At 70.8% G+C, this 18,486-nt stretch carries 22 protein-coding genes; 7 read left to right on the forward strand and 15 right to left on the reverse strand.

The genetic code is table 11. The features are described from left to right. Position 1 precedes the first annotated feature (1 nt). A complete protein-coding gene (locus tag HQK15_RS17825; RefSeq protein WP_173492861.1) occupies positions 2 to 580 on the reverse strand; it encodes a TIGR03086 family metal-binding protein in 579 nt (192 codons plus the stop codon). Positions 581 to 768: 188 nt separating this feature from the next. Further along, positions 769 to 1,128, reverse strand: a complete 360-nt coding sequence (locus HQK15_RS17830) for a winged helix-turn-helix transcriptional regulator (protein ID WP_367649245.1) — start codon at positions 1,126 to 1,128, stop codon at positions 769 to 771. A 129-nt stretch (positions 1,129 to 1,257) separates the two neighbouring features. On the opposite strand from HQK15_RS17830, the gene HQK15_RS17835 reads away from it, so the two are divergent. After that, positions 1,258 to 2,109: an NAD(P)H-binding protein gene (locus HQK15_RS17835; protein WP_173492863.1), complete on the forward strand. Its 852-nt coding sequence runs from the start codon at positions 1,258 to 1,260 to the stop codon at positions 2,107 to 2,109. Positions 2,110 to 2,260: 151 nt separating this feature from the next. Here the strand turns inward: HQK15_RS17835 and HQK15_RS17840 are convergent, their stop codons facing one another. From HQK15_RS17840 to HQK15_RS17860, 5 genes are all read right to left on the reverse strand, one after another. Further along, positions 2,261 to 3,058 carry an SDR family NAD(P)-dependent oxidoreductase gene (locus tag HQK15_RS17840; protein WP_173492864.1) on the reverse strand — a complete coding sequence of 266 codons (798 nt, stop codon included), beginning with the start codon at positions 3,056 to 3,058 and terminating at the stop codon, positions 2,261 to 2,263. 89 nt (positions 3,059 to 3,147) lie between these two features. Beyond that, positions 3,148 to 4,566, reverse strand: a complete 1,419-nt coding sequence (locus HQK15_RS17845) for a cytochrome P450 (protein ID WP_173492865.1) — start codon at positions 4,564 to 4,566, stop codon at positions 3,148 to 3,150. A gap of 43 nt (positions 4,567 to 4,609) precedes the next feature. After that, the gene (locus HQK15_RS17850; RefSeq protein ID WP_173492866.1) at positions 4,610 to 5,428 is read right to left on the reverse strand and encodes an SDR family NAD(P)-dependent oxidoreductase; all 819 of its coding nucleotides are present in this window, start codon (positions 5,426 to 5,428) and stop codon (positions 4,610 to 4,612) included. Positions 5,429 to 5,490: 62 nt separating this feature from the next. After that, a complete protein-coding gene (locus HQK15_RS17855) occupies positions 5,491 to 6,390 on the reverse strand; it encodes a pirin family protein (RefSeq protein WP_173492867.1) in 900 nt (299 codons plus the stop codon). Beyond that, the gene (locus HQK15_RS17860; protein ID WP_173492868.1) at positions 6,387 to 7,073 is read right to left on the reverse strand and encodes a tyrosine-protein phosphatase; all 687 of its coding nucleotides are present in this window, start codon (positions 7,071 to 7,073) and stop codon (positions 6,387 to 6,389) included. Before HQK15_RS17860 ends, HQK15_RS17855 begins: the two co-directional genes overlap by 4 nt. Positions 7,074 to 7,148: 75 nt before the next feature. On the opposite strand from HQK15_RS17860, the gene HQK15_RS17865 reads away from it, so the two are divergent. After that, positions 7,149 to 8,093 carry an SGNH/GDSL hydrolase family protein gene (locus HQK15_RS17865; protein ID WP_173492869.1) on the forward strand — a complete coding sequence of 315 codons (945 nt, stop codon included), beginning with the start codon at positions 7,149 to 7,151 and terminating at the stop codon, positions 8,091 to 8,093. Positions 8,094 to 8,270: 177 nt separating this feature from the next. Here the strand turns inward: HQK15_RS17865 and HQK15_RS17870 are convergent, their stop codons facing one another. The 4 genes from HQK15_RS17870 to HQK15_RS17885 form a co-directional block, all read right to left on the reverse strand. Beyond that, positions 8,271 to 9,110, reverse strand: coding sequence for a Bax inhibitor-1/YccA family protein (locus tag HQK15_RS17870; protein WP_173492870.1), 840 nt, complete (start codon positions 9,108 to 9,110; stop codon positions 8,271 to 8,273). An 84-nt stretch (positions 9,111 to 9,194) separates the two neighbouring features. Further along, positions 9,195 to 10,187, reverse strand: coding sequence for a hypothetical protein (locus HQK15_RS17875; RefSeq protein ID WP_173492871.1), 993 nt, complete (start codon positions 10,185 to 10,187; stop codon positions 9,195 to 9,197). Beyond that, positions 10,184 to 10,525, reverse strand: a complete 342-nt coding sequence (locus HQK15_RS17880) for a PadR family transcriptional regulator (protein WP_173492872.1) — start codon at positions 10,523 to 10,525, stop codon at positions 10,184 to 10,186. Before HQK15_RS17880 ends, HQK15_RS17875 begins: the two co-directional genes overlap by 4 nt. Before the next feature lie 68 nt (positions 10,526 to 10,593). Then, on the reverse strand, positions 10,594 to 11,112 hold the full coding sequence (locus HQK15_RS17885) for a DinB family protein (RefSeq protein WP_173492873.1): 519 nt from the start codon (positions 11,110 to 11,112) through the stop codon (positions 10,594 to 10,596). Between the two features lie 18 nt (positions 11,113 to 11,130). Here HQK15_RS17885 and trmB point away from each other — a divergent pair, with 18 nt between their 5' ends. Both trmB and HQK15_RS17895 read left to right on the forward strand, forming a co-directional pair. Continuing rightward, complete coding sequence (gene trmB, locus HQK15_RS17890) at positions 11,131 to 11,844, forward strand: tRNA (guanosine(46)-N7)-methyltransferase TrmB (protein ID WP_173492874.1); 714 nt, start codon at positions 11,131 to 11,133, stop codon at positions 11,842 to 11,844. 9 nt (positions 11,845 to 11,853) lie between these two features. Continuing rightward, positions 11,854 to 12,240, forward strand: a complete 387-nt coding sequence (locus tag HQK15_RS17895; RefSeq protein WP_173492875.1) for a DUF3052 family protein — start codon at positions 11,854 to 11,856, stop codon at positions 12,238 to 12,240. A gap of 8 nt (positions 12,241 to 12,248) precedes the next feature. Here HQK15_RS17895 and HQK15_RS17900 read toward each other — a convergent pair whose 3' ends face one another. Together HQK15_RS17900 and HQK15_RS17905 are read right to left on the reverse strand one after the other, a co-directional pair. Continuing rightward, entirely contained in the window at positions 12,249 to 12,704 is a 456-nt protein-coding gene (locus HQK15_RS17900; protein WP_173492876.1) for a GNAT family N-acetyltransferase, read from the reverse strand. A 49-nt stretch (positions 12,705 to 12,753) separates the two neighbouring features. After that, complete coding sequence (locus HQK15_RS17905) at positions 12,754 to 13,317, reverse strand: TetR/AcrR family transcriptional regulator (protein ID WP_173492877.1); 564 nt, start codon at positions 13,315 to 13,317, stop codon at positions 12,754 to 12,756. 129 nt (positions 13,318 to 13,446) lie between these two features. Here HQK15_RS17905 and HQK15_RS17910 point away from each other — a divergent pair, with 129 nt between their 5' ends. After that, positions 13,447 to 14,265, forward strand: coding sequence for an alpha/beta hydrolase (locus HQK15_RS17910; protein WP_173492878.1), 819 nt, complete (start codon positions 13,447 to 13,449; stop codon positions 14,263 to 14,265). A gap of 5 nt (positions 14,266 to 14,270) precedes the next feature. Here HQK15_RS17910 and HQK15_RS17915 read toward each other — a convergent pair whose 3' ends face one another. After that, a complete protein-coding gene (locus HQK15_RS17915; protein WP_173492879.1) occupies positions 14,271 to 14,843 on the reverse strand; it encodes a dihydrofolate reductase family protein in 573 nt (190 codons plus the stop codon). 75 nt (positions 14,844 to 14,918) lie between these two features. Between HQK15_RS17915 and HQK15_RS17920 the strand changes: the two genes are divergently transcribed. Continuing rightward, the gene (locus HQK15_RS17920) at positions 14,919 to 15,485 is read left to right on the forward strand and encodes a TetR/AcrR family transcriptional regulator (RefSeq protein ID WP_173492880.1); all 567 of its coding nucleotides are present in this window, start codon (positions 14,919 to 14,921) and stop codon (positions 15,483 to 15,485) included. Between the two features lie 3 nt (positions 15,486 to 15,488). On the opposite strand, the gene HQK15_RS17925 is transcribed toward HQK15_RS17920, so the two are convergent. Further along, positions 15,489 to 17,858, reverse strand: a complete 2,370-nt coding sequence (locus HQK15_RS17925) for an acetyl-CoA acetyltransferase (protein WP_173492881.1) — start codon at positions 17,856 to 17,858, stop codon at positions 15,489 to 15,491. 46 nt (positions 17,859 to 17,904) lie between these two features. Between HQK15_RS17925 and HQK15_RS17930 the strand changes: the two genes are divergently transcribed. Continuing rightward, positions 17,905 to 18,486, forward strand: coding sequence for a TetR/AcrR family transcriptional regulator (locus HQK15_RS17930; RefSeq protein WP_173492882.1), 582 nt, complete (start codon positions 17,905 to 17,907; stop codon positions 18,484 to 18,486).

Here is an 18,486-nt window from a genome sequence, read left to right on the forward strand (position 1 = left end):
CCTACGGGGTCCAGCCCGGATCGCGGCCCGCCAGGCCGACGACCCGGTCAAACAGCGGGGCGTCGGACGGCACCGAGACCTCCGGACCGAACAGCTCAGCCGGAACCGGACCCTTGCGGCTCTCGACCAGGAATGCGTGCGCTGCTGCGAGCGCCTCCTCGCCGGGGTCGAAGTCCTGCCCGGTCGCCTGGGCCAGGTCCCAGCCGTGGACGACGATCTCGTCGGCGGCGACGAGGCCGGCGACCTCACCGGGCAGGTCCACGCCGCCGGCCGCGGTCATGCCGGTCCACGCCACCGGATCGCGCCAGGCCGTCGCCAGCCCGTCGAGGTGCCCGGGTGCCGTCTCCCGCCAGTCGTCAGGGAGCAGCGCCACACCGTCGCTCGGCGGCGTGGACGTGAGCGGACCGAGGTCCTTGGCAGCTGCGGCGGCGAATGCCTGGGTGAGCCCGTGGACGTGGGCGACGAGATCACCGACCGTCAGCGCCGGGCATGGTGTCGGACCGCCGAGCTGGTCGTCACGCACGCCGGCGAGCAGGTCGGCCATCGCGGCGGCGGCACGGGTCAGGTCGGGGTTCGGCATCGTGACTCCTCGGGTTATTCCTACTAGGAAGATAGTCGAGAACCCGTCCGACCGCGAGACCCCGGGGCCCCGCCGGACGTCATGGGGCGCGCAACGGAAGACGGCGGTGCTCCTCCTGGTGACGGCCGGGGACACCTCCGACGGGCGAATGGTCCGAGGCCGGACGCCGTCCGCCGGCCTGCTTCTCGTCAGGCGGTCTCGCGGGCCCGCATGACGTCGGGCATCACGCCGTAGAGCGAGACGATCAACGTTCGCACTCCCTCGGCCACCTGCTGACCGGACGGGGTCAGCGCGTAGTCGACGTGGGGCGGAAGGGTCGACTGCACACGGCGGTCGACCAGGCCGTCGGCCTCGAGGGCCTTGAGGGTCTGGGACAGCATCTTCTCGCTGATGCCGTCGATGCTGCGCCGCAGCTCGCCGAACCGCGCCGGCTCCGTCGAGAGCACCGCGAGCGTCAGCACGCCCCAGCGACTCGTGACGTGCTCGAGCACCTCGCGTGACGGGCACATCGTGCTGAAGACGTCGAACGGGATCGGGTCGTGGGCCACGGCGGAACCTCCTGTCATCTCATGCTATCACTCGGTTAGTGCTAACTCACAGTTTGTACTTTCGATTTGTTAGTGTACGGTCGAGATGTCACCCGGAACGACCGCGGTGCACCACGAAAGGACTCCCCCATGACCATCGCCGTCACCGCCGCCACCGGCCAGCTGGGCTCGCTCGTCATCGACTCGCTCCTGACCAAGGTCCCCGCCGCCGAGGTCGTCGCCGTCGTCCGCGACGCCGCCAAGGCCCAGCCGATCGCCGACCGCGGGGTCGAGGTCCGCGTCGCGAGCTACGACGACCCCATCGCCCTCAAGCAGGCCCTCTCCGGCGTCGACAAGCTGCTGCTGATCTCCGGCAACGAGATGGGCCAGCGCACCCAGCAGCACGCCAACGTCATCGACGCCGCCGTCGACCAGGGCGTCTCGCTCCTCGCCTACACGAGCGCTCCTGCCGCCGACACCTCCACGCTGCCCGTCGCGCCCGAGCACGTCGCGACCGAGGAGTACCTCGCGAAGACCGACCTGGACGTCGTCCTGCTGCGCAACGGCTGGTACCACGAGAACTACGCGCCCTCGATCGATGCGGCCCGCCACACCGGCACGGTGCTCACGACCGCCGGCGACGGCAAGGTCGCCAGCGCGTCCCGCGCCGACTTCGCCGAGGCCGCAGCCGTCGTCCTGACGACCGACCAGCCGCTCAAGCCCGTCTACGAGCTCGGCGGCGACGTCGCCTGGTCGCAGGCCGACCTCGCCGCGACGCTCAGCGACCTGATCGACGCCCCCGTCGCCGTCGCCGACGTGACGCCCGAGGAGCAGGCCACGATCCTCACCGAGGCCGGCGTGCCCGCGATGTGGGTCGACTTCACCGTCGCCACGGACGCCTCGATCAAGAAGGGCGAGCTCGAGGTCACCGGCGGCGACCTGAGCGCGCTGATCGGGCGTCCGACCACCCCGCTCGCCGACACGCTGCGCGCAGCGCTCTGACGGAGCGAGTCCTCGGCGCTGGTGTGCGCGGGCACCGAGCGCGAGCTCGAAGCCCGCGGGCACCAGCGTGAGCCGCTCGGCGATCTCGAGCCCGTAGCGGTGCCCGCCGCAGATCGACCTGCCGCGCGGCCCAGCACCCAGCACGCAGCACCTAGCGCTTGTCGCGCTGTCCCTCGACCATCGACGCGGCGACCTTGTCGGCGCCTCCGGCCTTCTGCAGCACGGCTGACAGGGTCGGGAAGATCCCGCCGATCGCCGTGCCGATGCGCAGCCCCACAGGCGCCACGACGACCTCGGCCCGGTCGCGTCGGATGGCCAAGACCACCTGCCGGGCGACCTGCTCCGGGCTCACGGTCCGTACGCCCGTGGGGAGCGTGCCGCCCGACTCGACGAACATGCCGGCCTCGCGCACGAACCCGGGCTCGACCAACGACAGGCCCACCCCCAACGGCGCGAGGTCCTGGCGGAACGCCAGCGAGAACCCCCGCAGGCCGAACTTGGTGCTGTTGTACATCGCGGCGTTGCCGGAGGCGACCTTGCCCGAGACCGAGCCGATCATGACGATGTGCCCGCGGCCGCGGCGGGCCATCGCAGCGGCGGTGTCTCGCGCCATGAGGATGGGCGCCTCGAGGTTGACGGTGAGATTGCGATGGATCTGCTCGGGCGTGTAGTCCAGCACCGGGCCCGATCCCGGCAGAGCCGCGTTGGCGACCAGCACGTCGAGGTCGCCGGCCTCGGCGACCAGGCGGCGCACGTCGCCGAGGTCGGACAGGTCGGCAGCGATCGCCGTGGCGCCGAGCTCAACGGCCAGCTGCTCGAGCACGTCGACCCGGCGCCCGCTCAGCACGAGCTCGCAGCCCTCGGCGGCGAGCGACCGCGCAATGGCCTGGCCGATGCCGCCGGTCGCGCCGGTGACGAGTGCGCGGGCGCCGGTGAGCTCGAACCCCATGGTGATCCTCTCGTCGATCCTTCGCCGGTCAGCCTAGGACCACACCCCCCGGCCTGCCCGTCCAACGCGGACCGGCTCGGCCGGACGGGCTACGGCGCCGGTGTCCGCGGGGTGAGCGCGAGCTCGAAGCCCACCGGCATCAGCGTGAGCCGCTCCGCGATCGCGAGATCGTACGCCGGATCGTGCTCGAGGTCGTAGCGGTGCAGCATGCGCGCCAGCACCAGGATCGCCTCGTGCAGGGCGAACTGGCGACCGATGCACGATCGCTCGCCCGTCCCGAAGGGCTTGTAGGTGTGGGGCGCGCGTCCACGTGATCGATCCGGCAGGAACCGGTCGGGGTCGAACGTGTCGGCGTCGTCGCCCCACACCGCGGGATCGCGGTGCACCATCGGCAGCACGACGATCGCCCAGTCCTGTGGACGCATTACGTGGCCCGTGCTGAGCGTCGTCGTCTCCCGCGGGCTGCGGGTGAACGCCGGTGCTGTGGGCCACAGCCGCAGGCCCTCGTCGAGCACCCGGCGCAGGTAGCGGAACTTCGCGACCTGCTCGAACGTCGGCTCGGCGTCGCGGTCGGGTCCGAGGATCCGGTCGACCTCCGCCTGGGCCTCGGCCAGCGCCTCCGGGTCACGGGTGAGGTAGTACAGCGCGAACGACAGCGCGCCCGACGTCGTCTCGTGGCCCGCGACGAGGAACGTCAGGATCTGGTGACGGATGTTGAGGTCGTCGAGGCGCTCTCCCGTCTCGGGGTGCGGCGTGTGCAGCATGATGCCGAGCAGGTCCGACTCGACGTCGGGCTGCACGTCTGCGGCGTCGGCGGCCCGCCGCGCGGCGATGATGTCGTCGAGCAGCCCGTCGACGTACGCCTGGTGGTGGGCGTTGCGCTTGTCGATGCGTTTGGCCATCAGCGCCGAGCCGGGCATCGAGTCGAGCGTGCCCTTGCGCTGGCCCGCCTTGAGCGCCGCGATCATCGCCGGGATGAACGGGTGGGGCTCGTCGCGCGTGAACGAGCCGAAGTCCTGGCTGAAGGCCGTCCGGCTGATGGTCTCCATCGTCAGGCGGGTCATGTCGGCCGAGACGTCGACCGGCGTCGTCCGCGCGTCCCAGACGTCGAAGAGCTCCTGCGCTGCCGAGAGCATCACCGGGTGGTAGCGGCGCATCGCGTCCCGGGTGAACGCGGGGCGCAGCAGGTCGTGCGCCAGCGCCCAGTTGGTGTCGTCGTTGTAGGCCGTGAACAGCCCCTCGCCGGCGAACTCGCGCAGCGCGACGAGCGCCGGCGACAACGCCTTCTCGAACCGTGCCTCGTCGGCCAGCTCGGCGGCGAGCTCGGCACCCGACACGAAGACGAACTTCTGGTCGAAGATCTTCAGCTCGAAGATCGGGCCCAGGTCAGCGGCCCGCCGCATCGTGCTCTGCAGCGGGGCGCCCGGGTCGGCGCCGAGCACGTCGCCGACGATCGGCCGGCGACCGGGCGGGTGCGCGAACGTCTGTCCGGACCAGTCGTTGCGCACACTGCCTCCTGGGTCTGACGTTCAGTGGACCACGACCCGTGGGTCAGAGACCGTTGCGCTTGCCGAACGTCCGGATGAGTCCCTGATAGCCCGAGCCCGTGATGCGGACGAACTTGTCGAGCACCCACGCATCGGCACCGATCAGCACCCGCGCCTTGTTCTTCTCGACGCCCTTGAGGATGACGTTCGCGGCCTTGGCCGGTGACGTGCGGGCGAGCTTGTCGAACGACGTCGCCAGGTCGTCGTGGTCGAGCCCCTCGACCTGCTCGCCGTTGCGGGCGATGTTGGTCTTGATGCCGCCGGGGTGCACGCAGGTCACCTTGACCGGACGGTCGCCGTTGATCATCTCCTGGCGCAGCGCCTCGGTGAAGCCGCGGACGGCGAACTTCGCGGCGTTGTAGGCGCTCTGCGACGGCACGGCGAACAGGCCGAACACGCTCGAGATGTTGACGACGTGACCGTCACCGGAGGCCACCAGGTGGGGCAGGAAGGCCTTGGTGCCGTTGACGACGCCCCAAAAATCGACGTCCATGACCCGGTCGATGTCCTTGAAGGTCATCTTCTCGACGCTGCCGGTGAAGGCGATGCCGGCGTTGTTGAAGACCAGGTGCACGGCGCCGAAGTGCTCGGCGACGGTGTCGGCGTAGGCGACGACCAGCTCGCGCTGCGACACGTCGAGGGAGTCCGCGCGGACCTCGGCTCCTGCGGCCTTCACCAGGGCCTCGGTCTCCACGAGGCCGACCTGGTCGACGTCGGAGATCGCGAGGCGGGCGCCACGACGGGCGAGCTCGACGGACAGCGCACGGCCGATGCCCGAGCCTGCGCCGGTGACGACGGCGACCTTGCCGGTGAAGTGGGTCATGGGGATTCCTCTCGATTCCAGATACTCGGAGTATCCGAAAGTGACGCTACCAGATAATCCCGTTAGGTGACAGTGCGTCGACGCGGCGTCAGGCGGACCTCGGGCAGCGGAGGTGCCGGGATGACCTGGGTGCCGTGACCGTCGACGTGTCCGAAGCGCTCTGCGCCGGCCTGCCAGTCGTCGCGGGCCTCGGCGATGTCGTCGTGGGAGCGGCCGATGAAGTTCCACCACATGACGAGCTCCTCCTCGAAGGGCTCCCCACCGATGAGCAGCAGCGTCGTCTCGGCCGCCAGCTGCAGACCGACCTCGGTGCGTCCCGGCGCGAGGTAGCGCAGCTCGCGGTGCGCGACGTCGGCCCCGTCGACCACGGCCGGGCCGTCGACCGCCAGGATCGCGTGCTCGAAGCCTTCCTGCAGGGGGATCGTGGTGAACCCCGGACGCACGCGCAGCTCGGCGCCGACGATCGGGGTGTAGGTCGTGGCGGGCGAGACCGCGCCCGCGACCTCGCCGAGCAGCACCTTGGCCGTCCACCCGTCACCCTCGGCGACCGGCAGGTCGGGGTGGTGCTCGAAGCCGGCGGCACCCCGGCGGGCGTGGTCGGGCAGCGCGACCCACAGCTGGAGACCGTGCATCGGGGCGTCCGGGTCACCGACGGAGAACTCGGAGTGGGAGACGCCGTCACCCGACGTCATCAGGTTGAGCTCGCCGGGCTTGAGGACGACGTCGCTGCCGAGGCTGTCGCGGTGCCGGATCTCGCCGGCCAACGGCCACGTCACGGTCTGCAGACCGGTGTGCGGGTGAGGCAGGACGGCCATGGAGTCGCTGGTCGGCCCGAAGTGGTCGACGAAGCACCAGGCTCCGACCGTGGGGAACCCACGCTGCGGCAGGGTGCGGTGCACGGAGAGCCCGCGGACGCCGCCCAGCGGCACCTCCCGCGCGCCGAGGGTGATGTCGGAGGTCATGTCAGGAGCGTACGACGCAGCTGGTCGAGCTGGTCGCGAGTTCCGCCGATCTCCAGGAACCAGCCCTCGACTCCCTCGGGGTGGTCGTCCCAGACGTCGAGGACGGCGTGGATCGCCTCGGGCGAGACGCCGAAGAACGAGGCCGGGAGCGTGCTGCGGTGCCGGTGGCCGGCGCTCTTGGCGAGGCGCCGCACGATGGCCTGCTCGGCGTCGGCCGTGGCCAGGTAGTCGTCGACGACCGCGTCGCGCGGCACCCCGACGAGCCGCAGCAGCAGGGCGACCGAGACGCCCGTGCGATCCTTGCCGGCGGCGCAGTGGATCAGGGTCGCGCCCGGCGCCAGGCTCACCTCGCGGACGAGCTCGATGAAGTACATCGACGCCTGGTCGAGCATCAGCAGGTAGAGGCCGTGCAGGCTCTCGACCGGCTGGGCGCCGGGACGCAGCGCGCTGAGCAGGGGCAGGTTGACCACCCGCACACCCGTCCGGGCCAGCGGGTGGACGGGCTCGGACTCACCGGCAGACCGCAGGTCGATCACCAGTCGCGGAGGCCAGGTGATGCCCTGGAGACCGACGTCCTTGGCCGAGGGGACGGCGCTGCGCAGGACCCGGTCGGGCGCCACGGTGCGCCCGTCGGCGGCCGGAAGACCTCCCACGTCGCGCAGGTTGGGGGTCGTCTCGGTCACGCCCCAACCCTAGGGGTAGTGAACGCCACACTGCCGCAGGCGGTTCGCGTCAGGGTGACACCGTAAAATCGATCTGTGCCTCGTCCCCGCAGAATCGCCACCACAGCCCTGATCGGCGGCGGAGCGACGATCTCGGGGTTCTACGGCTTCCTGATCGGCGAGGCCCTGCTGGCCCGCAAGGCCATCGGCACCTCCGACGAACGTCCGCCCTCGCCCGACGGCATCTACGGCGACGACCTCCCGGGCACCCCGATCCGCCTGCTCGTGATCGGCGACTCCGCAGCTGTCGGCTACGGCATGACCCGCGCTGACGCGACGCCCTCGGCAATGCTCGGCATCGGGCTCGCCCACGTCATGGACGCCCCCGTCGAGATCAGGTGCATGGCCGTCGTCGGCGCGCAGACGTCCGACCTCATGGGTCAGATCGACGAGGTCGAGGGCTGGGACCCGCACGTGGCCGTCATCGTGGTCGGCACCAACGACGTCACCCACCAGGTGCCGCCGCGTACGTCCGCCCGCCTGCTCGCCGACGTCGTGCGGCGCCTGGTCGCCGCCGACTGCGAGGTCGTCGTCGGCACAACTCCCGACCTGGGCAGCGTCCGCCCCATCATGCAGCCGCTGCGGGCCGTCGCCCGGCAGTGGAGCCGCAACCTCGCCCGCCGCCAGACGATCGCCCTGGTCGAGGCGGGCGGCCGCGCGGTGTCGCTCGGCGGGCTGCTCGGCACCTTGTTCACCGAGAAGCGCGACATCATGTTCGGCGTCGACCGCTTCCACCCGTCCGAGACCGGCTACGCCAACATGGTCTCGGTGCTCATCCCCGCCGTCGCGGCGTCGCTGCGCCAGAAGGCCCGTACCTCGGCCTACGCCGGGTTCACCCCGTCGCAGACCCCGCGCGACCTCATGTCGGTGCGCGAGGCTGCCGCCGAGGCCGCCCAGCACGCCGGCACCCAGGTCGTCCAGGACGAGGGCCACGGCGGCGGCCGATGGGCCACCGTGCTGCGCCGCCGCCGCGCCGGCTGATCCAGCGACTCCCCTGCCCCCGGCGCGGTGGATCCTCCACCGTCTCGAGGCGAGTTCGGCGTCATTCGGTGCAGGATGCACCGCGCCCCGGGTGGGGCGTGGGGCGGGCGTGGTGCTGGAACAGACCGATGGCCGGCCCCCGGAGGGACCGGCCATCGTCAGTGGTGCTGCTGGTGATCAGTCGCCACGCAGGATCGCGAGGATGCGCAGGATCTCGATGTAGAGCCAGATGACCGTGACGGTCAGGCCGAAGGCCGCCCGCCAGGACTCGCGCTCCGGGATGCCGGCAGCGACGCCCTGCTCGACGTAGTCGAAGTCCATGATCAGCATGAAGACGGCCAGGACGACCATCGCGCAGGAGACCACAAGACCCAGCGTGTTGAAGCCGCGCAGGCCGCCGTTGTCGAGGACACCTGTGATGCTCAGCAGGAAGTTGGCCAGCATGACGCCGAAGACGCTGAACATGGCGATCGTGACGATCTTGCGGAACCGGTCGGTCACCTGGATGTTGAAGAACTTGTAGGCCGCCAAGGTGCCGCCGAAGGCGATGAACGTGCCGAGGACCGCCTGGAAGACGATCGTCGCGTCGCCGACGTAGCTGGCGATGACCTTGGAGAACGCACCGACGAAGACGCCCTCGAAGAGCGCGTAGGCCAGCACGAGGGCCGGGCTGACGACCTTCTTGAAGGAGTTGACCAACGACAGGCCCAGGCCGATGATCGCGCCGCCGCCGGCGAGCATCGCCGCAGTGCCGAACGCCGCGTCAGCCTCGCTGGGGACCGGGTTGTCGAGGTCGGGGATCAAGAACCACGTCACGGCAGAGGCCACGACCAGCAGGCCCAGCGTGATGGCGGTCTTCTCGACGACCGAGTCGATCGTCATACGACCCGAGCCGCGCTCGGTGTGCGTGGGCGAGCCGTTGAGGTCGACCTGCCACTGGGACGGGTCGGTGGCTACCGCGCCGCTGCGGCCGTTGAACTCGGCGCTGCGGGCGAAGACAGGGTTGCTGCTCTTCATGGTTTCCCTCCGTGGGATGGCTCCGAAGATGGAGTCGTTGGTTCTACTGTATCCAACGCGCGAGACAAGGTGTTTGCTCCCGTTTCAGTCGTTGGGCTTTGCAACCTTCTCCGTCGTGACCAGCGCGGGAACCCGCTTGTACGGAGACACCCGATCCTGCGGCTCCGCCCCCGGGACCGCCCGCAGCCCACCGTTGACGTCCATCTCGTCCTCGACCATCCGCATCGGGAAGACGTTCCACGCGACAGTGCCGTTGCGGAGCGCCGACGGCACCCAGAGACCTGTCTTCTCGCAGTCCGCGTCGAGGCACCCGTCGGCCCCCGACACGGCCGTCGCGAGCGGGTTGCCGTCCTGGTCGAAGAGCTGGACCTCCCGCAGCGGCTTGCCGTCGGCGTCGAAGCCGAAGATGTTCGTGACGGGCACCCCGTTGAGGTAGACCCCGGTCAGGTCCGGCTCGCCGTACCCACCCTCGACGTAGACGGTGTCGGTCGACCTGGCGTCGACGGCGGAGAGCACCGGCACGAGCGCCGCGACCGCGACGACGTTGCCGACCACGAGGACCGCGCGGAGCCCCGGGAAGCTCCACCGACCACGACCCCACTGAGCGCTGACCACGACGAGCCCCACGAGGACCAACCACCAGACGCCCTCGAACCAGTAGCCGTCCTCCATGCCGAAGAAGGCCGCGAGCAGCCAGGTCGCGAGCCAGGCCCGGACGATCCACCACACCGGCCGTAGCGATCCGGCGAGGTCGACGGCTCCCGCAAGGACCGGCGTGCGGCGCACAGCGATGTCGACCGCCTCACGCGTCTGCTGCCAGGCATCCGGGAGCCCCCTGAGCAAGCCTCGCTTCGTGGAGGGTGCGCGGGCCGGCAGGCCCGCGGCGAGCCGGAGCTCGGCGGCGTACGCGACAGGATCCGGCAACGTACGACGCAGGTCCTCGGCCAGCGACTCGGCGAGGTCTGCCTCGAGCCCCTCGGTGAGGTCGTCGACCTCCTCGGCCGGCAGGTCGGCGAGGGCTGCGCGCACCCCCTCGGCGAATCGAACGATCTGCGGTGCGACGGTGGACGTGGTCATGCTGCCTCCCCTGGCTGCGACGAGCTGCTGAGCAGTGCGTTCATGGTGGCGGAGAACTCCGCCCAGACCTTGCGCTGGAGCTCGAGCGTCGCCCGCCCCTGGGCGTTGATGCCGTAGTACTTGCGATGCGGCCCCTCCTCGGACGGGACGACGTACGACGTCAACGCCCCGGCGGAGTAGAGACGGCGCAGCGTCCCGTAGACCGAGGCATCGCCGACCTCCTCGAGACCGGCGGCGCGCAGCCTGCGCACGACGTCGTAGCCATAACCGTCCTCGTCCTCGACGACCGCGAGCACCGCGACGTCCAGCACGCCCTTGAGCAGCTGAGTGGCATCCATGGATCGGACAGTACCACGCAATGCGCACTACTGTGCAGAGCAACAGGGCGCGTCGGCGTGGCGTGGACTCAGCCCCGGACGTCGTGGAGGTGGTGGACGACGTCGTGCAGGTAGTACTGCGCGAGGGTCTCGACCGTGAAGAACGACCCGTTGCTGCGACGGCCGGTCCGACCGAGCGACTCGGGCGGCACGGCGTCGAGCAGGTCGGCGAAGTCGCGGGCGGCAGCGACCAGCGCAGGTGCGACGTCGGCGGCCGCCTGCGAGGCGTAGTCGTCGGCGATCGCCGTCTCGTCCTGGTCCCAGTTGTCGAACGCAGGGTCGTCCTCGGCGAGCATCAGTCGCATCCGCTCGGCGAAGACGCGGTGGACGTCGCGCACGTGGCAGGCGTACTCGACCGGCGACCACGAGCCGGGCGACGACCGCTCCCCCGCGTCGGGACGCCCGAGCACGGCCTCCCACCGCGGCAGGTCGGCGCGGACCCGCGAGCCGATCTCGGTCACTGCGACGTCGGCGGCCACGAAGCCGCACTCCGGGCACCGCTGCTGCAGCACCCAGGTCCAGTCCTTGGTGTCGGGCTCGATCTCCACGCAACTACGCTATCGCGGGTGGAACCGTCGCCCTTTCGCACCGAGCCCGTCTCGTTCACCCGCCGCGGTGGACGCCTGAGCGAACGCCAGCAGGCCGGGTGGGACGCCATGGCCGATGACTACGTCATCGAGGTGCCGCGCCACGGCCCCAGCACGTCGGTCGACCCGGCGTACGTGCTCGACGCGCCGTCGGTCTTCGGACGCGTCGCGCCCCTCGTCGTCGAGATCGGCAGCGGACGCGGCGAGGCGATCGTGCACGCCGCCCAGCAGCACCCGGAGCTCGACTTCCTCGGCCTCGAGGTCTACGTGCCCGGCGTCGCGCAGACCCTCGTCACGATGCGCCACGAGGGCGTGACCAACGTGCGCCTCGCCGTCGTCAACGCCGCCGAGGCACTGACCACGATGATCCCGGCGGGCTCGGTGCACGAGCTGCGCATCTGGTTCCCCGACCCGTGGCACAAGAAGCGCCACAACAAGCGCCGGCTCGTCACGCCGCAGTTCGCAGCGCTGGCGGCGCGGGTGCTCGAGCCCGGCGGCGTGTGGCGCCTGGCGACGGACTGGCAGGACTACGCCGACCAGATGCTCGAGGTGCTGTCGGGGACGGCCGACTTCGACTTCGCCGGCGACTGGTCCGAGCGCTTCGAGGGACGTCCCCTCACCCGCTTCGAGGGCAAGGGCCTGCGGGTGGAGCGCGAGATTCGCGATCTCCGGGCGGTCCGCCGCACGGCCTAGGATGGCCAGATGACCGAGACGACCAACGCCGAGAAGCTCCGGATCTCCGACGGGTTCGTGGTCTGGATCGTGGGCACGACCGTCGAGGAGACGTCCCTGCTCGACCCCATGCCCGAGGGCGCCGAGATGATCGAGGTGCGCGACGAGGACGAGCCCGAGCAGGTCGACGCGGCGATCCTGTTCGCCGACGACCGCGTCGTCCTGGCCGACAGCTTCGACGAGGTGCTGCCGCAGCTCGGGTCGATCCCCCTGGTCTGGATCTCCTACCCGGTCAGCAGCACCGCCAACATCGGCGAGGACTCGATCCAGGAGCTCGTGGCCGACTACGGCTGGTACGCCGTGGAGTCCGTCGTGCTCGACGAGACGTGGGCGGCCTTGCGGATCGAGCAGTCCTAGGCGCCCGGCTACGCGCCGAGCCGGAACCGGGTGACCCAGATGCCGGGCGGCACCTGCTCGTCGGCCTCCCGCGCGAAGCCGAGCTTGGCGTAGAGCGACACGGCGGGCGCGTTGTCTCTCCCGGTGGCGACGACGACCTGGCGTCCGGCGGACGCCTCGAGCACGCGGCCGAGCAGGGCACTCGCGATGCCGCGCCGCATCGCGGCGGGGCTGACCATGACCTTCGCGACGTCGACGTGGTCGCCGTGGTCGGACCACGCGACGGCTCCCACGAGGTCGACGCCGTCCCACGCGGTGATCCATCGCCCGCGCCAGGCGCTCAGCTCGCCCTGCCCCTCGTGCAGGGGCGGGATCCGGTCGTCGCCGATCAGCTCGGCCTCCAGCGCATACGACGACCGCTGCAGCGTCAGGAGCGTGTCCGCGAAGTACGGGTCGCTCGCCGGGTCGGGCGAGGAGAAGATCATCGTCGCCCCCCTCTGGTCGGTGGCGCCAGCGTAGTGCAGCGGGCGTCCGTCAGGCGGAGATTCCGGCCACGGTGCGCGCGGTCTCCACGAACGACGGGACGACGACGTCGGGGCCGTCGAGGTAGGACCCGACGAGCGCGGCGTCACGCAGCAGCACCAACGAGTGCGCGACGCTCTCGGGGGCGGCGATGCCGGCCGCCTTGACGACCTCGACGAGCGTCGCCTCGAACCAGTCACGGTGGGTGCGAACGGCGACCCGGACCGGGTGGGCGGCGTCGGGGAACTCAGCCGCGGCGTTGATGAACGGGCAGCCGCGGGTGTGGTGCTGCGAGACGTCGGCGGCGATCCCCTGGAGCACGAGCTCGAGCAGCTCGGCCGGATCGTCCACGGCGGCGCCGGCCGACGCGAACAACTCTCGCAGCGCGACGTCCTCACTCTCGAGATAGGCCCGCACGAGCTCGTCCTTGCTCGGGAAGTAGCGGTAGAACGTCGCTCTGGTGACACCTGCCTCGGACACCAGGCGGTCGACGCCGACGGCGTGGATGCCCTCGCGGTAGAAGATGTCGCCGGCCGTCGCGAGCAGTCGCTCGCGGGCGGTGGACTCCTTCGGCATGACACGACTCCTCTCGTATGACCACGGTCACAGAATGATCATTCTACTTTTCCCTTGACGCCTGCGCTCGGCGGGGTCTAGGTTCAGGACCAGAACGATCATTCTACTTCAACCTCACAGGAGCACAGCATGACCGAGAACACCACCCCCTCCACCAGCAAGGGCACCATCGTCCTCGTCCACGGACTGTGGATGACGCCGAAGAGCTGGAACGGCTGGAAGACCCGCTTCGAGCAGGCCGGCTACACCGTCGTCGTCCCCGCCTGGCCGGGCGTCAGCGACGACATCATCGGACTCCGCCGGGACTCCTCGGCCCTCGACGGCCTGAGGATCAGCACCGTCGTCGACCACCTCGCCACCGTCGTCGACGGCATCGTCGCCGAGACCGGCGAGCAGCCCATCATCATGGGGCACTCCTTCGGTGGCCTGATGACCCAGCTGCTGCTCGACCGCGGCTACGGCAGGGCCGGCATCGCGATCGACTCGGCCCAGTCGGCCGGCGTCCCCGTCCTGCCCCCGAGCGTCGTCAAGGCCGGCATGCCCGTCCTCGGCAAGCCGTGGACCGTCAACAAGACGGTGCTGCTGAGCGCCAAGCAGTTCCACTACGCGTTCACCAACAGCCTCTCGATGGAGGAGTCGGAGAAGGTCCGCGAGGAGCTGCAGATCCCCGCACCGGGCAAGCCGCTGTGGCAGGCCGCGCTGCACCTGGCGATGAACACCGGCGACTCGAAGATCGACTACAAGAAGACCGACCGCGCGCCCCTGCTGTTCGTCGCCGGCACCGCCGACCACATCGTCCCGCCGAAGGTCAACCACAAGAATGCCAAGGCGTACAAGGCCGGCGTCGTCGAGGTCAAGGAGTTCGAGGGACGCACGCACTACATCGTCGGTCAGGACGGCTGGGAAGAGGTCGCCGACTACTCGTTGGCCTGGGCCGAGAGCCACTGAACCGGTCAGCGCACGCGCGAGTACTCCACGAGCAGCACCCCGGCGTCGAACGCCCGGGTGCTCTCGTGATGCCAGGCCCGTGGCTGGAACGGACCCTCGAACAGCCGCACGCCCGAGCCCGCCGTGACCGGGTTGATCTTGAGGACGAGCCGGTCGACCTCGTCGGCCAGCGCCGCCGCCAGGGAGCCTCCCCCGCAGAGCCAGATCGCTCCGCCGTCACGGAACTTGAGGTCACGGACGAACGCGGCCGGGTCGGTCGCCACGATCGTGACGCCCCGATGGTCCTGCGGCGCCAACGTCGTGGAGAAGACGTAGGTGTCCAGGTGGGCGTACGGATCGGGGATGCCCGCCTCGATCGCGGGCTCGAAGGTCGTCCGTCCCATGACGGCCGTGTCCCAGCGCGACAGCGACGGCGACGTGCCGAACGCAGCATGGGCGGCAGTCGGCATCCCGTCACCCCAGTCGGCGCACAGCTGCGCCAGGTAGCCCGGGTCCATCGTGAAGAGGTCGACCTCGTGGTCGGGCCCTGCCACGAACCCGTCCAGCGTCGTCGCGATGAAGTAGACCAGATCTCGCACGGCTGCCCCCTGGGTGTCGACTCGTGGACCTGCAGCAAACTACTACACCTGTAGTGAATGGTCTAGCCTTGCTGCATGGTCGCCAATCCCTCGCGCCGCACCCACCTCGCAGACGCCGGGCTGCTGGTGCTCGCCGCTGACGGCGCTCGGGGACTGACCCATCGCCAGGTCGACCGGGTCGCCGACGTGCCGGCGGGCACGACCTCGAACTACTTCCGCACCCGCGACACCTTGCTGGCGGCGCTCGCAGATCGCATCTTCGAGCGGCTTCAGCCGACGGCCGAGCGGCTCGCCGAGCTCGCGACCCTCACCCCTGACGTCGAGGCGTACGCCGACCACATGGACGACGTCGTCGCACGCGTCACCAGCGAGCCGGGCCTGTGGCTGGCGCTGCTCGAGCTGCGCCTCGAGGCGACCCGCCGACCCGACCTGCACGAGAGCCTCGGCCGGACCCTCGCCGCCGGTTACGCCGCCGACCTCACCTATCACCGCGACTCCGGCCTGCCCGGCGGCGACGAGTCGGTCGCACTGCTGCACCACGCGATCGACGGGCTGCTGCTCGACGTCCTCACCCCGTCGATCGCCCCGGGCCGCGACACCGCGTCGACGGTGCGAACCCTCGTCAGACGACTCGTGGGGTGAGGATCAGCGGTTCCTCCACTGCGGGGTGCGCTTCTCGGCGAACGCCATGACGCCCTCGAGCGTGTCCTCGCTGATGAGCAGCTGGTCCATCGCGTCGGTCTCCAGGCGTGCAGCCTCGACCGGGTCGGCAAGACCGCGGGTCTGCTCCATCGCCTCGAGCGACAGACGCACCGACGTCGGCGAGACGGCCACGATCTCGGCGGCGAGCTCTCGCGCGGCCTCCAGCGCCCCGCCCTTCGGGACGACGCGGGACACCAGCCCCAGCCGCAGCGCCTCGTCGGCCGGGATCGACCGACCGGTGAGGATCAGCTCGTGGGCGATCTTCTCGGGAACGGCACGCGGGAGGCGGACCACTCCACCGGCGGCCGCGAAGAGCCCGACCTTGACCTCCGGGAGGGCGAACCTCGCCGACTCGTCAGCCACCGCGAGGTGACAGGCGAGGACGATCTCGAACCCACCGCCCATCGCCACTCCGTTGACGGCCGCGATGACGGGCTTGTGCATCTCGCGACGCGACGTGATGCCACCGAATCCGCTGTCGGGGAACCACGGGAACCCGCCGCCGGTGGTCGAGGTCGCGGTCAGGTCGTTGCCGGCGCAGAAGGCGTCTTCGCCGGCACCGGTGATGATCGCGGCCCAGAGGTCCGGATCGGCGAAGTAGGCGTCCAGGACCTGCTCCAGCTCGACGTGCGACTCCGCGTGCAGGGCGTTGCGGACGGCGGGGCGGTCGAGCGTGATCTCCAGGACGCGACCGTCGCGGCGGACGGAGACGTGCTCGTAGTCGTCGCGCAGGACAGGGGTCGGCCGCGGGAGCAGCTCGTCGGCACGCTCCTGCGTCAGCGTGACCCGGTTGCCGTAGCCGAACGAGCGCACGAACACCCGTGACCCGAGGGGCTCGGCGTCGCCGGTCAACAGCCCCACGACGTCGTCGTCACCCGGCACCGTCGACGCGAGGAACCGCGCGCCGTCAGGCTCCAGCCGTCCGACCACGATGCCCGTCATCCCGTGGCGCTCGTGCTTGACGGTGTAGGTCTCGATCGTCGCCCAGCCGTCGGGGGTCGAGGTCGTGGCAGCGGGCGCGACGGCGTCGAGGCGGGCCTGCAGGGCTGCGGCGTCGGAGGAGGGCCAGGGCCGGGGCGTCGTCGCGTAGACCCCGGCGGAGTACTTCGACAGGATGCCGCCGTTGGCCCCGACCAGGCCGTACGAGCCGGGGGTCGCACGGACACGGTCGACGATCTCGGCGATCGCGTGCATCGAGTAGTTGTTGCCGGCTCCGCCGAAGAAGGGCAGACCACCGGTGACCGTGAGCCCCCGCGGGTCGTCCGCCGCGAGGCCCAGGCCGTCGCAGGCCGCCGAGACCGCGATCGGGTAGCAGCTGTAGAGGTCGAGGTGAGCGAGGTCGTCGCTCGTGATGCCGGCGACCTCGAGTGCGTGCTGCAGCGCGAGGGTCGCTGCGGGGCTCGCACCGAGATCGGGGCGGTCGATGATCGAGCGCTCGGCGGCGTCGGCGCGACCGTGCACGAAGACCCAGCGGTCCTCCGGCACGCCGAGCCGCTGCGCGGCGGCCACCGACATCAGCAGCACCGCGGCGGCCTGGTTGACCTGGTCGCGGGCGATCAGGAACTTCGGGAACGGATCGGCGACCATCCGGTTGCGGTCGGTGACGGTGACCAGCTCGTCGGGCGTCCGCTCGGTCGGCGCGGCCGACAGCGGGTTGGCGGCGGCCACCTGCGTGAACGGGCCGAACAGCTCGCCCATCGAGCGGGCGTACGCCGCGCGGTCGAGCCCGAGCCTGGCACGGCGCGCGTGCTCCAGCAGGGCGTACTGACTCGTCGCGTCGACGAGGCCGTGGCGGACCTGCGGCAGGGTGACGATGCCCCGCAGGCCGTAGCCGCGGTCCTCGACCGTGCCGCCCGGGTCGTCGCTGAAGTCGGGCTTGTCGTCGGCTCCGGCGAAGTGGCGTGCGGTCGAGATCGCCTCCGACCCGACCAGGAGAACGACCTCGGCCTCACCTCGCGCGATCGTGTCGCCCAGCTCGGACACGAGGTGCTGGGGCCCCTGCCCCCCGGTCACGTTGAGGATGGCGCGCGCGGGGTCGGCCCCGATGTCGCGGGCGATCGACCGGGCGACGTTGGTCGACCGGCCGAGCGGCGCGAAGCCGATCGGGGTCGAGATCTCGAACTGCCGGATCGCGGCGATGGTGTCGATCGCGGCGGAGACCCCCGTCCCACCGGAGTCGCCCAGGGCACGCCGGGCGGCCTCGGCCGCCAGTCCGACCGCCGACAGGCCGCGGTAGTCCGGGTCGTCGACCCGTTCGGCGTGCTGGCCGACACCGACCAGGACGGGCGTGCGGGGGTCCACGGAGGTGCTCATGGCTCCACTATACTGACGGTCACCGTTCAGTAATAGGGAGACGAGCATGACGACACGCGCTCCGGGCCGCCCCCGCGACCCCGAGATGGAGCGACGGGTGCGCGTCGCAGCGTGCCGGGTCTATGGCCGGCACGGCTGGTCGGGCTTCAGCATCGACGCGGTCGCCCGGGAGGCCGGGGTCGGCAAGGCATCGATCTACCTGCGGTGGAGCCACCGGACGACCCTGCTCGTCGACTCGCTCGTCAGCACGCTCGTCAACGTCGAGGACGTCGACACCGGCTCGCTGCGCGGCGACCTGCGCGCCCTGGCCGTCCACCACCTCGGCTACTACCTCGGCGACCTCAAGGACGCAGCACTCCGGATGACGACCGAGGCGTCGCTGACACCCGAGCTGCGCGAGACGTGGGAGAGCTGGCGGGAGTCGCAGGTGCTCGCGGCGCGCGCGACGGCACGCCGCGGCATCGAGCGCGGCGAGCTGTCGTCCGACGCGTCGGTGACCCTCCTGCTCGACACCCTGCTCGGCGGGGCGCTGATGCACGCCCTTGTCACCCCGGAGTCGATGGACGCCGGCGCGATCGAGCGGTTCGCCGACGCCCTCGTGGACTTCGTGCTCGCGGCGGCACGCTGA

It is taken from the genome of Aeromicrobium stalagmiti (genome assembly GCF_013283745.1).
Taxonomy (GTDB): domain Bacteria; phylum Actinomycetota; class Actinomycetes; order Propionibacteriales; family Nocardioidaceae; genus Aeromicrobium; species Aeromicrobium stalagmiti.

What these genes read in the sequence shown, in the direction of transcription:
- HQK15_RS17875 (WP_173492871.1), bottom strand. Translation starts at nt 10,187, where the DNA reads ATGACCACGTCCACCGTCGCACCGCAGATCGTTCGATTCGCCGAGGGG.
- HQK15_RS17925 (WP_173492881.1), bottom strand. Translation starts at nt 17,858, where the DNA reads ATGAGCACCTCCGTGGACCCCCGCACGCCCGTCCTGGTCGGTGTCGGC.
- HQK15_RS17850 (WP_173492866.1), bottom strand. Translation starts at nt 5,428, where the DNA reads ATGACCCACTTCACCGGCAAGGTCGCCGTCGTCACCGGCGCAGGCTCG.
- HQK15_RS17855 (WP_173492867.1), bottom strand. Translation starts at nt 6,390, where the DNA reads ATGACCTCCGACATCACCCTCGGCGCGCGGGAGGTGCCGCTGGGCGGC.
- HQK15_RS17930 (WP_173492882.1), top strand. Translation starts at nt 17,905, where the DNA reads ATGACGACACGCGCTCCGGGCCGCCCCCGCGACCCCGAGATGGAGCGA.
- HQK15_RS17870 (WP_173492870.1), bottom strand. Translation starts at nt 9,110, where the DNA reads ATGAAGAGCAGCAACCCTGTCTTCGCCCGCAGCGCCGAGTTCAACGGC.
- HQK15_RS17895 (WP_173492875.1), top strand. Translation starts at nt 11,854, where the DNA reads ATGACCGAGACGACCAACGCCGAGAAGCTCCGGATCTCCGACGGGTTC.
- HQK15_RS17900 (WP_173492876.1), bottom strand. Translation starts at nt 12,704, where the DNA reads ATGATCTTCTCCTCGCCCGACCCGGCGAGCGACCCGTACTTCGCGGAC.
- HQK15_RS17910 (WP_173492878.1), top strand. Translation starts at nt 13,447, where the DNA reads ATGACCGAGAACACCACCCCCTCCACCAGCAAGGGCACCATCGTCCTC.
- HQK15_RS17905 (WP_173492877.1), bottom strand. Translation starts at nt 13,317, where the DNA reads ATGCCGAAGGAGTCCACCGCCCGCGAGCGACTGCTCGCGACGGCCGGC.
- HQK15_RS17835 (WP_173492863.1), top strand. Translation starts at nt 1,258, where the DNA reads ATGACCATCGCCGTCACCGCCGCCACCGGCCAGCTGGGCTCGCTCGTC.
- HQK15_RS17825 (WP_173492861.1), bottom strand. Translation starts at nt 580, where the DNA reads ATGCCGAACCCCGACCTGACCCGTGCCGCCGCCGCGATGGCCGACCTG.
- HQK15_RS17920 (WP_173492880.1), top strand. Translation starts at nt 14,919, where the DNA reads ATGGTCGCCAATCCCTCGCGCCGCACCCACCTCGCAGACGCCGGGCTG.
- HQK15_RS17840 (WP_173492864.1), bottom strand. Translation starts at nt 3,058, where the DNA reads ATGGGGTTCGAGCTCACCGGCGCCCGCGCACTCGTCACCGGCGCGACC.
- HQK15_RS17880 (WP_173492872.1), bottom strand. Translation starts at nt 10,525, where the DNA reads ATGGATGCCACTCAGCTGCTCAAGGGCGTGCTGGACGTCGCGGTGCTC.